Annotated in this window: 13 protein-coding genes; 8 read left to right on the forward strand and 5 right to left on the reverse strand. The window is 55.5% G+C overall.

The window, feature by feature from the left end; translation table 11 throughout:
• Window positions 1-72: 72 nt before the first annotated feature.
• The 3 genes from FCL49_RS12105 (at window position 73) to sbcB (ending at window position 2,077) form a co-directional block, all read left to right on the forward strand.
• Window positions 73-282, forward strand: a complete 210-nt coding sequence (locus FCL49_RS12105) for a hypothetical protein (protein ID WP_174353798.1) — start codon at window positions 73-75, stop codon at window positions 280-282.
• 76 nt (window positions 283-358) lie between these two features.
• The gene (locus FCL49_RS12110) at window positions 359-550 is read left to right on the forward strand and encodes a DNA polymerase III subunit theta (RefSeq protein WP_174353799.1); all 192 of its coding nucleotides are present in this window, start codon (window positions 359-361) and stop codon (window positions 548-550) included.
• Between the two features lie 99 nt (window positions 551-649).
• A complete protein-coding gene (gene sbcB, locus FCL49_RS12115) occupies window positions 650-2,077 on the forward strand; it encodes an exodeoxyribonuclease I (RefSeq protein ID WP_174353800.1) in 1,428 nt (475 codons plus the stop codon).
• A 55-nt stretch (window positions 2,078-2,132) separates the two neighbouring features.
• Here sbcB and FCL49_RS12120 read toward each other — a convergent pair whose 3' ends face one another.
• Both FCL49_RS12120 and FCL49_RS12125 read right to left on the reverse strand, forming a co-directional pair.
• Window positions 2,133-3,500 (reverse strand): APC family permease, encoded by a 1,368-nt coding sequence (locus FCL49_RS12120; protein WP_012145931.1) that lies wholly within the window; start codon window positions 3,498-3,500, stop codon window positions 2,133-2,135.
• A gap of 533 nt (window positions 3,501-4,033) precedes the next feature.
• On the reverse strand, window positions 4,034-5,452 hold the full coding sequence (locus tag FCL49_RS12125; protein ID WP_174353801.1) for a glutamine synthetase family protein: 1,419 nt from the start codon (window positions 5,450-5,452) through the stop codon (window positions 4,034-4,036).
• Window positions 5,453-5,846: 394 nt separating this feature from the next.
• Between FCL49_RS12125 and puuR the strand changes: the two genes are divergently transcribed.
• The 4 genes from puuR (at window position 5,847) to FCL49_RS12145 (ending at window position 11,363) form a co-directional block, all read left to right on the forward strand.
• Window positions 5,847-6,404 (forward strand): HTH-type transcriptional regulator PuuR, encoded by a 558-nt coding sequence (puuR, locus tag FCL49_RS12130; protein WP_012145933.1) that lies wholly within the window; start codon window positions 5,847-5,849, stop codon window positions 6,402-6,404.
• Window positions 6,405-6,611: 207 nt separating this feature from the next.
• A complete protein-coding gene (locus FCL49_RS12135; protein WP_174353802.1) occupies window positions 6,612-8,123 on the forward strand; it encodes a sugar ABC transporter ATP-binding protein in 1,512 nt (503 codons plus the stop codon).
• Entirely contained in the window at window positions 8,120-9,115 is a 996-nt protein-coding gene (locus tag FCL49_RS12140) for an ABC transporter permease (RefSeq protein WP_174353803.1), read from the forward strand. Before FCL49_RS12135 ends, FCL49_RS12140 begins: the two co-directional genes overlap by 4 nt.
• Before the next feature lie 253 nt (window positions 9,116-9,368).
• A complete protein-coding gene (locus FCL49_RS12145; protein WP_174353804.1) occupies window positions 9,369-11,363 on the forward strand; it encodes a ligand-gated channel protein in 1,995 nt (664 codons plus the stop codon).
• A 90-nt stretch (window positions 11,364-11,453) separates the two neighbouring features.
• Here FCL49_RS12145 and FCL49_RS12150 read toward each other — a convergent pair whose 3' ends face one another.
• Window positions 11,454-12,242, reverse strand: coding sequence for an ABC transporter ATP-binding protein (locus FCL49_RS12150; RefSeq protein WP_174353805.1), 789 nt, complete (start codon window positions 12,240-12,242; stop codon window positions 11,454-11,456).
• Complete coding sequence (locus FCL49_RS12155) at window positions 12,239-13,321, reverse strand: FecCD family ABC transporter permease (protein WP_135317271.1); 1,083 nt, start codon at window positions 13,319-13,321, stop codon at window positions 12,239-12,241. The genes FCL49_RS12150 and FCL49_RS12155 overlap by 4 nt, the downstream gene beginning before the upstream one ends.
• Window positions 13,322-13,679: 358 nt before the next feature.
• Between FCL49_RS12155 and FCL49_RS12160 the strand changes: the two genes are divergently transcribed.
• Window positions 13,680-14,777 carry a GGDEF domain-containing protein gene (locus tag FCL49_RS12160; protein WP_174353806.1) on the forward strand — a complete coding sequence of 366 codons (1,098 nt, stop codon included), beginning with the start codon at window positions 13,680-13,682 and terminating at the stop codon, window positions 14,775-14,777.
• Between the two features lie 66 nt (window positions 14,778-14,843).
• On the opposite strand, the gene FCL49_RS12165 is transcribed toward FCL49_RS12160, so the two are convergent.
• Window positions 14,844-16,325, reverse strand: coding sequence for an amino acid permease (locus FCL49_RS12165; protein WP_174353807.1), 1,482 nt, complete (start codon window positions 16,323-16,325; stop codon window positions 14,844-14,846).
• Window positions 16,326-16,456: the final 131 nt, after the last annotated feature.

Consider the following 16,456-nt stretch of genomic DNA (forward strand, 5'->3'; position numbering starts at 1 on the left):
GACATAGCATTGATATTAACTCTGATTTAATTTCCTGGTGAATGTTATTACCTTTTATCATCAGGAGTATTTATGAGCTATAACCAAAAAGTCTGGTTGGGCATCCTGGTCCTGTGCGGCGTTTTCTGGCTGGCGGTGATCGGCGGTATTTTCTCGGCACATCAAGCCTATGAACGTGCGGAGCTGCAGAATCAGCAGGAGTTTACGGCCAGATACTCTCAGCATGTTCAGGGGGCAGCGCCAGCAGCCCACAGCCTGCAGGCACAGTCGCACACCTACTGAGGCTCCCCCCTGAATGGGGTAGGGACAAGCGCGGCGAAGGATCCTATGATGCCCTTTGATTCACAGGGAGAATAATATGGGTCGAAAGCTGGATAGCTTACCGCAAGCAGAACGTGAAAAAATTGAAGTCGATTTACTGGCCCTCAGCGTGATTTATAACGAACGCTATGGCATTACCGTCAATGACGCCAGCAACGCCGAACAACAGGTGCCCGACCATTTACGCCCCTACTTTCATTTACGCCTGAACTACTACCGCGGTGCGTAATACAGCGCATTTCGGTGATTAACACTAACGACCGCTTGGCATCGTTCATCTCGCCGTTACAATAGGGGCATATTCCCTACGCACGCGAGAGATGCGATTTTGAGCAGCAAGGCACCGGCCACATTCTATTTTCACGACTACGAGACCTTCGGCATAAGCCCATCGATGGACCGCCCGGCGCAGTTTGCCGGCGTGCGTACCGATATGGATTTCAATATCATTGAAGAGCCGCTGGTCATCTATTGCACCCCGGCCGATGACTACCTGCCCGATCCCGAAGCGGTGATGATCACCGGTATTACTCCGCAACTGGCACTGGCCAAAGGCGTTAACGAAGCCGAGTTTACGCGGCAAATTCATCAGGCATTCAGCGTGCCCGGCACCTGCATTCTGGGTTACAACAATATCCGCTTTGATGACGAAGTCAGTCGCAATATTTTCTACCGTAACTTCTACGATCCCTACGCCTACAGTTGGCAGAATGGCAACTCACGCTGGGATCTGCTCGACGTTATGCGTGCCTGTTATGCACTGCGCCCGGACGGCATCGTCTGGCCGGAGAACGAAGATGGCTTCCCCAGCTTCCGTCTGGAGCACCTGACCCGCGCCAACGGCGTTGAACATGAGCATGCCCACGACGCCATGTCGGACGTTTACGCCACCATTGCCATGGCCAAACTGGTCAAGCAGGCGCAGCCACGGCTGTTTGATTTCCTGTTGCAGCACCGCAACAAACATAAGCTGAACGCGCTGATCGATATCGCAGAAATGACGCCGTTGGTTCACGTTTCCGGCATGTTCGGTGCAGCACGTGGCAACACCAGTTGGGTATCGCCACTGGCCTGGCACCCGGACAACAAGAACGCGGTGATCATGTGCGATTTGGCCGGTGATATGACGCCATTGCTGACGCTGAGCGCCGACGAGCTGCGTGAACGGTTGTATACCCGCCGTGAGGATCTGGCCCCCGGCCAAGCGCCAGTGCCGATCAAACTGGTCCATATCAATAAATGTCCGGTGCTGGCACCGGCGAAAACCCTGTTGCCGGAAAACGCCGAGCGGCTGGGGATCGATCGTCAGGCCTGCCTGCAAAACCTGCAACTGCTGCGCCAGCATCCGCAAGTGCGCGAAAAAGTGGTCGCCCTGTTCGCCGACGCCGAGCCTTTCAAGGGTTCTGATGATGTCGATGCACGGCTGTACGACGGTTTCTTCAGCGATGCCGACAAGGCAACGATGAAAATTATCCAGCAAACCAAGCCGCAGAACCTGCCGGCGCTGGATTTGACCTTCAGCGATAGCCGCCTGAAAGAGCTGCTGTTCCGCTTCCGCGCCCGCAACTACCCCAATACGCTCGATGACGCCGAGCAACGCCGCTGGTTACAGCATCGTCAGGAAGTATTGAGCGCCGAGCGGGTACAGAGTTATGTACTGCAACTGGAGTCGCTGTATAACCTGCATGAAGGCGATCAAGAAAAGACCGCGCTGTTGAAAGCGCTGTTTGAATACGGCAAAGAGTTGGTCGGCTGACAAAAACAACAAAGGGCGCCGAGGCGCCCTTTTTAATGCACAAAGCTGTTAAAACTTAGGCTACGTCTTCGCTGGCCTGTGGTACCGGCAGGCGGAAGCTGCGCGTGACAAAGGCCAGGTAAATCAGGCCAATTGCTGCCCACACCAGGCCCAGCGTCATTGAGCTGGCTTCCAGATTCAGCCACAGCGCACCCACGGTCAGCGCACCCATAATTGGCAGGATCAGGTAGTTAAAGGTGTCTTTAACGGTACGGTTCAGCTTGTCGCGGATATAGAACTGCGAGATCACCGACAGGTTCACAAAGGTAAACGCCACCAGCGCACCGAAGTTAATCAGCGCCGTTGCGGTAACCAGATCAAACGAAACCGCAGACAACGCAATCACGCCGACCAGCAGCACGTTCAGTGCCGGGGTACGCCATTTCGGATGCACATAACCGAAGAAACGCTCCGGGAATACGCCATCACGACCCATTACATACATCAGACGCGAAACACCGGCGTGCGATGCCATGCCTGAAGCCAGTACGGTCACGCAGGAGAACACCAGGATCACCGACTGGAAGAACTTGCCGGCCACGTACAGCATGATTTCCGGCTGGGACGCATCGGGATCTTTAAAGCGTGAAATGTCCGGGAAGTACAACTGTACAAAATAGGACACCACGATAAAAATGATACCGCCGATCAACGCCGTCAGGAAAATGGCTTTCGGGATCACGTTTTCCGCGTCTTTGGTTTCTTCAGACAGCGAGCTGATGCCATCAAAACCGAGGAACGAGAAGCACAGAATGGTCGCACCGGTAATCATCGGCACCACGTGCGCACCCTCAGACCAGAACGGACGGCTGCTGATCAGCGTACCGGCACCTTCACCATGTGAAATGCCGTTAACGACCAGGAACAGGAACACGATCATGATCGCCACCTGCACCACCACGATAATGGAGTTCAGGTTCGCCACCAGCTTGATGCCGCGCAGGTTGAACAGCGTCATCAGCGCAACCAGTGCCGCCACGAAGATCCACGAAGGTACGCCCGGGAAAATGGCTTCCAGGTAAATCTTGGCCAACAGGATGTTGATCATCGGCATGAACAGGTAGTCCAGCAGTGATGACCAACCCACCATAAAGCCGACGTGCGGGCTGATGGCTTTCTGGGCATAGGTATAGGCAGAACCGGCGGACGGGAATTTCCGTACCAGTTTGCCGTAGCTCAGCGCGGTAAACAGTACCGCCAGCAGAGCAAAGGCGTACGCAGTGGCGACGTGACCATCGGTCAGGCCGGATACGATGCCAAAGGTATCGAAGATGGTCATTGGCTGCAGGTAAGCCAGCCCCATCATCACTACCGGAACTAAAGTCAGGGTTTTACGCAGCTGCGCGCGTTCAGCCGGAGCGGCATTGATGATGTTATCGGACATGACGCAGCCCCCCCTTACCTTCGGTCTTGCGGAGCGTAGACACGCCAAGACTTAAGGTTGCGGGGAAACTTCGCAACTTGCGACTGAATTCAAAAAGAAGGGGATTGGAAGCTGGATAACGAGTCAAGGCGGCCTTGGCTGCTCCATAATCGCTGCGACCGCAGCGGAAACCGGCGGGCACCGGTGCTAAAGTGAAAAATTGCCCCATCTTTCTTATCCTCATGAGTCACGACCATAAAGTTTTATTTGATCGCGCACGAAACTATTTATCTATCCGGATCGGTGTCCGGCCTCGCTTGGTGTATGAAACGCACAGTTTGTAAAACACAAATGCAAAAAAAATAACCGACGCGTTAAAACGTCGGCTATCTGCATTAGGGATATTTTGCACCAGAAACCCTCCTGATGACAAGATCAGGAAGGCCTGTTAAACAAATTCTTTTTGCGATCGTTCGGAAAACCACCCTTACAGGTGAATTAATCCGCTATCGTTCTATCGCCTATCAAGTTAATGGCACACATTTTACGCCGCTTCAGGCATTTTTCAACATCCAGTCGATCTCGGTTTCCGTCACCATTCGCTCAAACTGCATCAGTTCGTCCAGCTTGCAGGAGTGGTAAACATGGGCAAAACGGTCGCCCAGATACTGCGTCAGTTCATGCTGGTGTTCAAACTCGTACAAGGCGTCGCTTTGACGGATCGGGAACGGTAGCCCTTCCTGCTCCAGCCCGTTGCCGGTCACCGGTTCAGGCAACGGCAGTTCGTTGTCCAGGCCGTAAAGAATGCCTGACAGTATCGCCGCCACCACCAGATAAGGGTTGGCATCGGCACCCGCAACGCGGTATTCCACCCGATGATTTTCCGGTTCGCCACACGGGATGCGCAGCGCAACAGTGCGGTTGTTGTGTCCCCAGGAAGCCTGGGTAGGCACATACATGCCCGGCTGGAAACGGCGGAAAGCATTCACATTGGGTGCCAACAGCGCCATGGAGGCCGGCATTAAGGTGATCATCCCGGCCAGCGCGCGATGCAGCAAGGGTGAATCTTCGCCGTCCGCTTGCGCGAACAGGTTGTTGCCGTTGCCGTCCAGCATGCTGATATGCACGTGCATGCCGCTACCGGCGTATTCTTCATAGGGTTTGGCCATAAAGGTGGCGTGCAAATGATGGTTTTCCGCCACCATGCGTACCAGGCGCTTTAACCCCAGCGCATGGTCACAGGCCAGCAATACGTTATCGGTATGCTGCAGATTCACCTCGAACTGGCCGGGTGACGCCTCCGCCACCGCACCGTCCGCCGGTAAGCCTTGCATCTGCGCCAGCGTGTCGATGTCGTTGAGCACTTCGGCAAAATGATTCAGATTATCCAGCGAGTAAACCTGGCTCTGCATGTTGCGCTCCTGGGTACCGGGCGCACAAGGGGGCTGTAAATACCCCTCGGAGTCTCGCTGTCGGTCTATCAGATAGAACTCCAACTCTACCGCTACCACCGGGAACATGCCGCGCTGGCGCAACGCCTGCCACACTCGATTCAGGACATTACGGGGTTCAACGTCAAAGGGAGTGCCATCTTCATCCAGCATGGTCAGTAATACCTGACCGATATTATCCGGGTCCGCCGCTGAGGGAGTCAGTGAACCGGGCACCGGCATGCAGACACGGTCCGGTTCCCCCAGTTCCTGGCCCAGGCCCGCCTCTTCCACTACATTGCCCAAAATATCCATAGCGAATACCGAGGCGGGGAAGTAACAGCCTTTTTCCAATTTTTTCAGTCCGGAGACAGGGATGCGTTTACCGCGGAAGGAACCATTCAGATCAGTGAGAAGGATATCGATATACTGCGTTGAGGGATGGCGTTCCAAATAATGAGCAACCTCAAGTTGGAACGCGCTACTTCGCCTCTCTTCATTATGCTGTGCAAAATTTTCAACTGCTGCGATATTGGTTTGCATACATCTCCCGCCATTATGCTCTGAGAACGCGTTCGCGTTCGCCTGCCGATAGGTTCAACACATGGTCTGATTTCTCTGTAGACTGCGCCAGAACTGGCGCTCAAAATAACATCCATAATATGAAACATAGCCTTAACACAAATGGTTTGCAAATGTTACAATCCTGTTTGATTATTCGCCACCTACTGCTAAATTGATAAAATATTGACCGAAAAGGCGTTACCTGCTTTTTTGTGTGCAGAATTTCTTCCGCCAGCACGGGGGTGGTGATGGGCAATATATTTTCCAAATTGGTCACAACTACCGATATCATGCCGCGTCGAACCCAATCAGACAGGCACCTGACACCGATATTCATTTCTGCCTGTTGTCCCTACCAGAAGGAAGCACCACTATGAGCGAAGTCAGCTTGGCGCCGGGTAAGCGCCTGTCACAGATCCGTCTGCAATTGGGTTTGTCGCAGCGCCGGGTCGCCGAACTGTCCGGGTTAACCCACAGCGCAATCAGCACCATCGAGCAGGACAAGGTCAGTCCGGCCATCAGTACGCTGCAAAAGTTGCTGAAGGTCTATGGGCTGTCGCTGTCTGCATTCTTTGCCGAACCAGAAGCCGCCAATGAACCCAAAGTGGTGATTGAGGCCGAAGACCTGATCGAAATCGGCAGCCAGGGTGTCTCAATGAAGCTGGTACACAACGGCAACCCAACCCGCAATCTGGCGATGATGCTGGAAACCTACCAACCCGGCACCACCACCGGCGAGAAAATCAAGCACCAGGGCGAGGAGATTGGCACCCTGCTGGAAGGCGAGATTATGCTGACCATCAACGGTCAGACACACTGCCTGACCGCCGGCCAGAGTTATGCCATCAACACCGGCATTCCCCACAGTTTCAGTAATACCTCGGCGCGCGTCTGCCGCATCGTCAGTGCTCACACCCCAACGACCTTCTGACAAGCCGGACAAGGGGATGGCGCTGGCAGCTATTCCCTTTCCGCGGCATCCCGTTCAGTTTTGCCATCACCTCTGAATGCGCGCTCTCATCGGCGAAAGACTATTTTCATCCTGGTTATGCCATTTAGTTTGTTGAGAAAAACATAATCTGTGTTACAAAAGGGTTACTTTAGCCATCTAAACACCTAAACGTCTTTTAATCACACTATGCCAACCACTACGCCCTCACGCTTAGAGATGCGCAATATCTCGATCGCTTTTGCCGGCTTCAACGCACTGCAAAACGTCGATTTCACCCTGCTGGGCGGCTCTACCCATGCACTGGTCGGCGCTAACGGCGCAGGCAAATCCACGCTGATGGCGATCCTCTCCGGCGCGCACCATCATTACCGTGGCGAGATTTTTATCGACGGGCAAAAAGTGGATATTCATTCGCCGCTGCAGGCTCGTCAGCACGGGATCCATGTGGTGCAGCAGGAAGTCGATGTGGCGTTGATCCCCACGCTGTCGGTGGCGGAAAATATCATGCTCGACTGGCTGAACGAGCCGGGGCATTTGCTGAACTGGGCGCAATTGTACCGCCAGGCGGCGCAGCTACTGGCCCAGTTGGATCTAACCATTAACCTGCGCCAACGTTTGGCCGAGTGCACGCTGGCAGAAAAACAGCAGGTGCTGCTGGCGCGTGCGTTATCCCACCGCTGCCGTTTCCTGGTGCTCGATGAACCTACCGCCCCGCTCGATCGCGCCGAAAGCGAACGTCTGTTCCGCGTGGTGCGCCGCCTTAAGTCCGAAGGCATCGGCGTGGTGTTTATTTCACACCGTATTCATGAACTGAGCGAAATTTGCGACCGCCTGACGGTGCTGCGCGATGGTCGCCACGTCAGCGAAGACGCCATGCAGGGGCTGAGCGGTGAGCAAATCGTCGAGAAAATGCTCGGTCATCAGTTGAATGATATCTTCCCGCCGCCGCGCCCGCCGCACGGTTCCCGCCCGCTGCTACAAGTGGAGGGCCTGAGCGATCGTCACAAACTGCGCGACGTCAGCCTGCGGCTGTATCAGGGGGAAATCCTCGGCATTGCCGGGCTGGCCGGGGCGGGCAAAACCGAACTGTGCAAGGCGCTGTTCGGCGCCACGCCGGCACGGGTTGAACAAGGCGAACTGCTGGGTCAACCCTGGGCCCCGCGTGCGCCGCACCTCAGCGTTGAACAAGGGCTGGCACTGGTGCCGGAAGAGCGTCGTAAAGAAGGCATTTTTATTGATGAAGCCATCCCGATGAACCTGAGCGTCAGCGCCGACGACAGCTTTTCACGCTGGAGCCTGTTCAGCCGTTGTCAGGAACTGCGCTGGGCGCGGGATATCATGCAGCGCCTGAATATTCGCGCCTCCGGCCCACAGCAGCGGCTGGCCCGGCTTTCTGGCGGCAACCAGCAAAAAGTGGCCATTGGCAAATGGCTGCGCGGTGACGCCAGGGTCCTGATTTTCGATGAGCCGACCAAGGGCGTGGATATCAAGGCCAAACAGGAATTGTTCACCCTGATCGACGGCCTGGCGCGCGACGGCAAAGGCATTATCTATGCTTCCGGCGAGTTTTCGGAGCTGGTCGGTTTGTGCGATCGCATCTGTGTGCTGTGGGATGGCCGGGTGGTAGCGGAACTTGACGCCGCCGATATTGATGAAGAAACCCTATTACTGTATTCCACCGGAGGAACCCCAGCGTGAGTAAAGAATTATCCCTGCAGAATGCGCAACCCTGGCGCCATCAGCTGTTTGAGTTTCTCTACAAATGGGGGATGTTACTCACGGTTGTTGCGCTGATCGCCCTGTTCGGACTGGCATCGGACAACTTTCTCGATCCCAACAACATCATCAATATCTTACGCTCGATAGCCATCGTCACGGTAATAGCCATCGGGGTCTCCATCTCACTGTCGGTCGGCGGCTTTGACCTTTCCGTCGGCTCTACCGCGTCACTGGCCAACGCCCTGGTGGTTTCGCTGTTTGTTTGGTACGGCTTCGGGACGACCGGCGCGATTGTACTGACCTTGCTGATTTGCACGCTGGTCGGTCTGTTCAACGCTTTCCTGATCGTGGTGCTGAAAATCCCCGATATGCTGGCGACCCTGGCCAGCCTGTTTGTGATCCAGGGCGTGGCGATGACCTACAGCTACGGCGGCTCCATCACCCAAAATATGCTGCTGCCGAGCGGCGACATGGCGGAAGGCCTGATCCCGGAGATTTTCTCGTCTCTGGGTCAGGTACCGGTGATCGTGCTGATTATGCTGGCGGTCACCCTTGTCGTGCAGTTGTTCTTGTCGCTGACCAAACATGGCCGCCGCATGTACGCCATCGGCGGTAATCCGGAAGCAGCACGTCTGTCGGGGATTCGCACCGTACGTTACAGGGTTGCGGCCTATGTCATTTCAGCCCTGCTGGCCTCGCTTGGCGGCATACTGCTGGCGTCACGTATTGGTTCCTCGCAGGTGAACGCCGGTGGCGGTTATCTGATGGATGCGGTCGCCGCCGCCTATATTGGTTTTTCACTGGCCGGCTCCGGCAAACCCAATGCGCTCGGCACGCTGGTCGGTGCGGTGATCCTCGGCGTACTGCAAAACGGCCTGGTGATGCTTTCCGTCCCCTACTACGCCATGGACATTATCAAAGGCCTGGTGTTGGCCCTGGCGCTGGCGATCACCTACATCCAGAAACGCTGACTCCCCCGGCGCGCGCCCTGCTGCGCCGGTTTCCCCTTTAATTCATGCGGTTATCCTTCCCTTCTTTTCTTAAGCATACAAATGATACGAATTATCATTTGCGTTTACATTTTTTTTGAAATCCTTACAATGGCCTGACGAAATACTGCCGAAACGACGAACCTCGCAACGACGAGGCTCCGTTTCTACTTATTATTCAAAACGTTAAAACGACATTTTGTCGATTTACATCAGACCAGGAAAGGTTTGCCTCATGGAAAAGCCACGTTATAACCAGCTCACCGCACTGATTATTGCTTCACTCGGCAGCGCCAGTGCGTTCGCCGCACCACAGAATGACGCACAGGACACCATGGTGGTTACCGCCTCGGGTTTCCAGCAAAAAATCCAGGACTCCGCCGCCTCTATCTCGGTGATCCCACGTCAGCAAATTGAAGACAAAGCCTACCGCGATATCACCGATGCATTGAAAGACGTGCCGGGCGTGGTGGTCACCGGCGGGGCCAGCAGCAGCGATATCAGCATCCGCGGCATGTCCTCCAAATACACCCTGATTCTGGTCGATGGCAAACGCGTGGACACCCGTGGCACCCGCCCGAACAGCGATAATTCAGGCATCGAACAGGGCTGGCTGCCACCGCTGGAAGCCATTGAGCGCATTGAAGTGGTGCGTGGGCCAATGTCTTCTCTGTATGGTTCTGACGCCATGGGCGGCGTGATCAACGTGATCACCCGCAAGACTTCCAGGACGGAATGGAAAGGCTCACTGCACGGTGACGCCACCTTCCAGGAGCGCAGCGCTTCCGGCGATATCTTCCAGACCAATGCCTACGCCTCCGGCCCACTGATTGACGGCCTGCTGGGCCTGCGGGTCAACGGCCTGCTGTCGCGCCGTGCCGAAGACAAAATCCTCAACGGCTATAACGAACAGCGCATGCGCAGCGGCACCGCGGTGTTTAGCCTGACACCGGATGATAAAAACGAATTCGACTTTGAAGTGGGTCGCTCATTGCAGGATCGTAACAGCACTCCGGGCGAGTCCATGGCGCTTGAGAACTGCCGCAATAACAAATGTACGCCAAACACCGCCAGTGACAGCCTCTACACTCGCACCAACTATGCCCTGACGCACAACGGTTACTACGACTTCGGCCATACCAACAGCTACATTCAGCGCGAAGAGACCAATAACCCGGGCCGCAACATGAAGATGTATAACACCATCTTCAATACCCAGAACCAGTTCGAGTTAGGCGCCCACATGCTAAACATCGGCGGCCAGTATCGTTATGAAAAACTGAGCGACCAGGGTAATCAGTTAGCGGCGGCTGACGGTTTGAACCAATTGACCCGCTGGAGTTGGGCGCTGTTTGCCGAAGACGAATGGGCGATGACCAATGATTTCAGCCTGACCAGCGGCATTCGTATGGATCAGGACCAAAACTACGGCAACCACTGGACACCACGCATGTACGGCGTCTGGCACCTGACCGAACAATTTACGCTGAAAGGCGGCGTTTCCGCCGGCTACCGTTCGCCGGACCTGCGCCAGTCCTCTGCCAACTGGGGACAAATTACCGGTGGCGGGCGTACTTCCATCATTATCGGTAACCCGGATCTGCAGCCAGAGAAAAGCCTGAGCGAAGAGATCGGCGTGATGTGGGATAACCAGCAAGGCCTGAATGCCGGCGTCACCCTGTTCAACACCGATTTCAAAGACAAGATCACCGAAGTCCGCCGCTGTGACAGCGGTGATGGCGACGCACAATGCATGATCGGCGACACCCCTTATTACTTTATCAGTGACCGCACTAACGTTGATAAAGCCAATATGCGCGGCGTAGAGGCCACCTTTGGCTGGGAAATCACCAAGGACTGGGAGTGGACCACCAACTACACCTATACCTCGTCCGAACAGAAAAGCGGGGATTTCCAGGGCAAACCGTTGAATCAGATGCCAAAACATATGGTTAACAGCGTGCTGGATTGGCAGGCCACTCACGACGTCAGCCTGTGGTCACGCGTGAACTTCCGCAGCAAGACTTCAGATTATTTAAGCCGGACGTCAATGGCTAAGAGCACGCCTTCTTACACCTTTGTCGATGCCGGTGTGAGCTATAAGGCCAATAAAAACCTGCAGGTTACCGGTGGGGTTTACAACATCCTCGACAAAACCGTGGATTACGACCACTACAACACCACGCTCGACGGCCGCCGTTACACCGTCGGCATGACCTATAACTTCTGATGCGATAAAAAAGGCCCCGCCGGGGTGAGGGGCTTTCGCGTTGGTGTCTATCCCCTCACCCTAACCCTCTCCCAAAGGAGAGGGAACCATTCAAACTACCGGCTGGTTCACCAAGCCGTCGATCAATACCTGTGGTGTCCCTTGCGAACAACGCTCAATGCGCCCGCGAACACCATACACCCGCGCCAGACTCTGCGGCGTGATCACCTCTTCCGGCGCACCGTCGGCAATCAATTCACCGTCCTGCAACATCAACACATGATCGCCATGGCGCAGGGCTATATTGATGTCATGCACCACCACCACAGTGATGATATTGCGTTTACGCGTCTCTTTGCGCACCAAATCCATCACGTGGAACTGGTAGTTGAGATCGAGCGCGCTCAGAGGTTCATCCAGCAACAACAGCGAAGGCTGACGGATCAACGATTGCGCCAGGCCAACCAGCTGTTTCTGGCCGCCGGAAAGTTGGTCGAGGTAGCTGAGCGCCAAATGTGCGATACCAAGCTGCTCCAGCAATGCCATCACCTCCGACTCGCTACCGGCGTTGCTGCGCCCTCCCGAGGCGCGTTGCGCCACGATGATCGACTCCAGCACGTGCAAATGTACTCCGGCTGGCAACGATTGCGGCAAATACACCACTTTCTCGGCCCGGCGGGCAAAAGGCATCTGCATCAGATCGATATCATCGAGCCACAGTTGCCCCTGTGCCGGGTTCAGCCCGGCCAGCGAGCGCAGCAGCGTTGACTTGCCGCTGCCGTTCGGCCCCAGCAGCACGGTGATTTCGCCACGTGACAACATTGGCACCGCCAAGTCGCTTATCACCTGACGCTTCGGATAACCGGCCGAGAAATGCTCGATTCGTAATCCCTGACTCATACATTCCCCCGATGACGCAGAATAATACTCAGGAAAAACGGCACGCCCACCAGCGAGGTGACGATGCCGACCGGAATGATGATCCCCGGGATCAGGTTTTTCGAGGCAACCGAGGCCATCGACAGCACCAGTGCGCCAATCAACGCACTGGCCGGCAGATAGAAACGATGATCTTCACCGAAAATCATGCGGGCAATATGTGGCGCTACCAGGCCAATAAAACCAATAGGGCCAACAAATGCCACCGCCAATGCGGAAAGAATACTGATACGCAGCAAGGTGGTCAGGCGCAGGCGGCGCACGTCGATGCCGAAGCTCACCGCCCGATCTTCACCCAGACGCAGCGCGGTCAACTTCCACGAGCTCATCATCGACAACGGCAGCAGCACGGCAAACACGCCGAGCAGGATACCCAGTTTGTCCCAGGAGGCGCGGGCCAGGCTACCCATGGTCCAGAACACCAGCCCCTGCAGCGTGTCTTCGCTGGCAATAAACTGCATCATGGAAACCAGCGCGTTAAAGGTGAACACCAGCGCAATCCCGAACAGCACCACCCCAGAGGTGGCAACCCTGGTCCAGCGTGTAATGCCGTCCAGCATCAGCGCGGCAAACAAGGCGAAAATAAATGCATTGGCGGAAATAAACCACTGGTCAGGAATGCCCGGTACGCCAATCCCCAGCACAATGGCCAGTGCCGCGCCGAAAGCGGCGGCAGAAGAAACGCCGAGGGTAAAGGGACTGGCAAGCGGGTTATTCAGGATGGTCTGCATTTCTGCCCCGGCCAGTCCAAGCGCAAAACCCACCACCACGGCCATCAAGGCGTAAGGCAGACGGATATCCCAGACAATCACTCGCGTACCGGCATCTGCCACCGCAGGGTCAATCAAGGTTTGCCACAGGGTGGACAGCGAAAGTCCGGATGGCCCCAGGGTAAAATCCAGCAGCAGCGAACCCAAAATCGCCAATGCCAACACCCCCATCATCAATAAACGGTGGCGGAGAATATGGTGATAACGCCCCATAACGTTGACGTCGGGTTGCCCCTTGGCGTCAGACAGAGGATCGGTGGATACGCTCATTATTTCGGATACCTGTTACGACGATGACCATAGCGGTGTGCCAGACGGCCGCCTGAAGCTGATTAAGCAGCCGATAACAATAAAGCAAACGATAATACTTATCAATCATACCAATAGCTATTACCTGCCATGTTAATATGTAACGCTTTATTTTATAAGGCTATTAACCACACAGGTCCGACAAGCTTCCGATGGTGTACAGGGTTAATAATTCCGAAAGTTTGGCCGCCCCGCGCCCGACTATGACAAATTGCAACAAAACCACATAGAATCCAAAGCCAGACCGGCAAAAGGCGTGCCAAGCACCCCGAGCCAGATATTCAGGGCCCGTTAGCGGGCCTTTACTAAAGAGGCCGCAATGCGAAGTCGCTCCCCAATGTTAACGCCTAAAAAACCTGCGCTACTGCATTGGCTGGTACAAAGTCCACAGCAAGCTGATGACGCCCAGTTTCAACGCCAAATGCGGCTTACTCTGGTGCCGTCCCCCGCCACTCCCTGGCTGAATGCCGCCGGGGTGGCGCTGCTGCTGCTGGCGTATGGCTGGCTGAGCAACATGGCGATCGCTGCCGCACTACTGGCGTTGCTGGCATTACTGACTGCCGGGCGCGGGTGGCTGGCGCGCGCCACTCGCCCTCACAAGCCAACAGCCATGCTGGTGACGGTACTGCTGTGGTGTTCACTGGTGGGCGCAACTGCTCTGCTGGCGATGCTTTCAGGCCGTATGCTACTGATCCTGTCCGCCGGCCTGTTGATTGCCGCGCTGGCTTTCTGGCTGATGCAGCGGCATGCTGCCGCTCCGCGCTTTGCCCTGCTGGAAGTAATGCTGCTGACGCTGCCCTACCTGCTGGCCGCGCCGTTGTCACGCGTGCAAAATCTGTTTTTACTGGCAGACATCATCCCGCTGTGGCTGCTGCTGGCTTATGGACTGATCGCGTTTTACCATCAACAGGTGGCGCAACAGGTCACTTTAACCGCAGAAAAACAACAAGCGGCTCATCAAGACCATTTAACCGGCTTTCTTAACCGCGCGGGCGGGGAAGCAGTTATGCAGGATATTTGCCGCCCTTCCCCGACGCAGCATCCCCTGTCACACCTGTTTATTATTGAATTTACGCCACTGGCGGCGCTGTACCAGAGCCACGGGGTGCTGATCGGCGATGACGTGTTACGTACCATCGGCGAACGCCTGAAAATGCTGGTGCGCCCGAGCGATTTTGTCTGCCGCTATACTGGTGGTCAGTTTCTGATCCTGGTGCACGGCCTGCCTTACGGTTCCGAAGGCGAATTTTTGGCGCGTATCGTCCCACCGTTGGAGGTGCCTTACGACTTTGGCGCATTCGGTGAAGTGACATTGCGGCTCAATAGCGGAGTACTGGCGTTAACTCAGGATTATAAAACGGTTGAAAGCCTGATGACGGCGGCGCAGCAAGCGCTGGGGATAAAAGGGAAGGACTAATACGACGTTTCAAGCTGCAGCCAAAGGGTCAGCTGCAGCTTGAAATTTAACGGCTATAGACAGGGATTACTTCACGTCCATTTTCGGGAATTCCATTTCGCTGTACTTCACGACACGGGTGCCGCGCGTCAGCTTGTAGCCGAACCAGATAATCAGGAACAGCGGAAGACCGATATAAGTAGCGGTCACGCCGTACCAGTCGATGCGGTCTTGCAGGAACGCCTGATAGTTCTGCCCCAGCGTAATAATCAGACACAGGACAAAGGCAAAGATCGGGCCCAGCGGGAAGAAACCGGAACGGTAAGGTAAATCGTTCAGATCGCGCCCCTGGATCATATAACCGCGACGGAAACGGTAATGACTGATGGCAATCCCCAACCAGGCGATAAAGCCGGTCATCCCCGAGGTGTTCAGCAGCCACAGATAAACCGACTGGTTGCCGAACATCGAGCTCAGGAAGCACAGACCCGCCACCACGGTAGTGGCGTACAGCGCGTTGCGTGGCACCCCACCCTTCGACAGTTTGGCGAAGATACGCGGCGCTTTACCTTCCGATGCCAGAGTAAACAGCATACGGGTAGACGCGTACATCCCTGAGTTACCGGCGGACAGCACCGCTGTCAGGATCACCGCATTCATCACCGCCGCCGCCGACAGCAGACCGGCGTGCTGGAAGACCAGCGTGAACGGGCTGACGCTGATGTCTTTCACATCGTTACGCAGCAGGCTCGGATCGGTATACGGAATGATCAGGCTTATAATCAGGATGGCAAAGATATAGAACAGCAGGATACGCCAGAACACCTGACGCACCGCGCGTGGGATGTTTTTACCCGGGTTTTCCGACTCACCGGCCGCGATGCCGATAAGCTCGGTACCCTGGAACGAGAAGCCGACTATCATCGCCACGCCTATCATCGCCGAGAACCCTCCGGCAAACGGCGCGTCGCCTATGGTCCAGTTCTGCCAGCCTGCGTGCTCCCCTCCTTTGAGGATGCCGAAGATCATCAGCACACCGATACCGATAAAGATAATGACGGTGGTCACTTTGATCAGCGAGAACCAGTATTCCGCTTCACCGAAGCCTTTAACCGAAATGTAGTTCAACAGGAACATCAGGCAGAGGAACAGTGCGCTCCAGATCCAGCCTGGCGTATCCGGGAACCAATAGGTCATCACCAACTGCGAAGCCACCAGGTCAACGGCGATGGTCACCGCCCAGTTGTACCAGTAGTTCCAGCCCAGCGCGAAGCCGAAGCCTTCTTCTACGTATTTGGCACCGTAAGTGGAGAAAGAGCCGGACACCGGCATAAAGGCTGCCAATTCGCCCAGGCTGGTCATCAGGAAGTAAACCATCAGTCCGATCAGCGCGTAAGACAGCAGTGCCCCGCCTGGACCGGCCTGAGAAACCGTAGCGCCAGAGGCGACAAACAGACCGGTGCCGATAGAGCCACCAATAGCAATCATGGTTAAGTGCCGAGCTTTCAGCTCGCGGCGCAATCCGGGTGCTGCTTGCCCCGATGTTGTTTTTATATCCTGCTGAGCCATTCTTACCCTATCTGCTGGTCAAAAAAAATGAGGGCGGATTGTAACAAATACCCGCCGGCGAACTAGTAACATTGCACTGATATAAGATAGCTTCATAATTCAGGGCTAATTATTAGCGACAGGCCAGAATA

Source organism: Serratia proteamaculans (assembly GCF_013337185.1).
Classification (GTDB): domain Bacteria; phylum Pseudomonadota; class Gammaproteobacteria; order Enterobacterales; family Enterobacteriaceae; genus Serratia; species Serratia proteamaculans_D.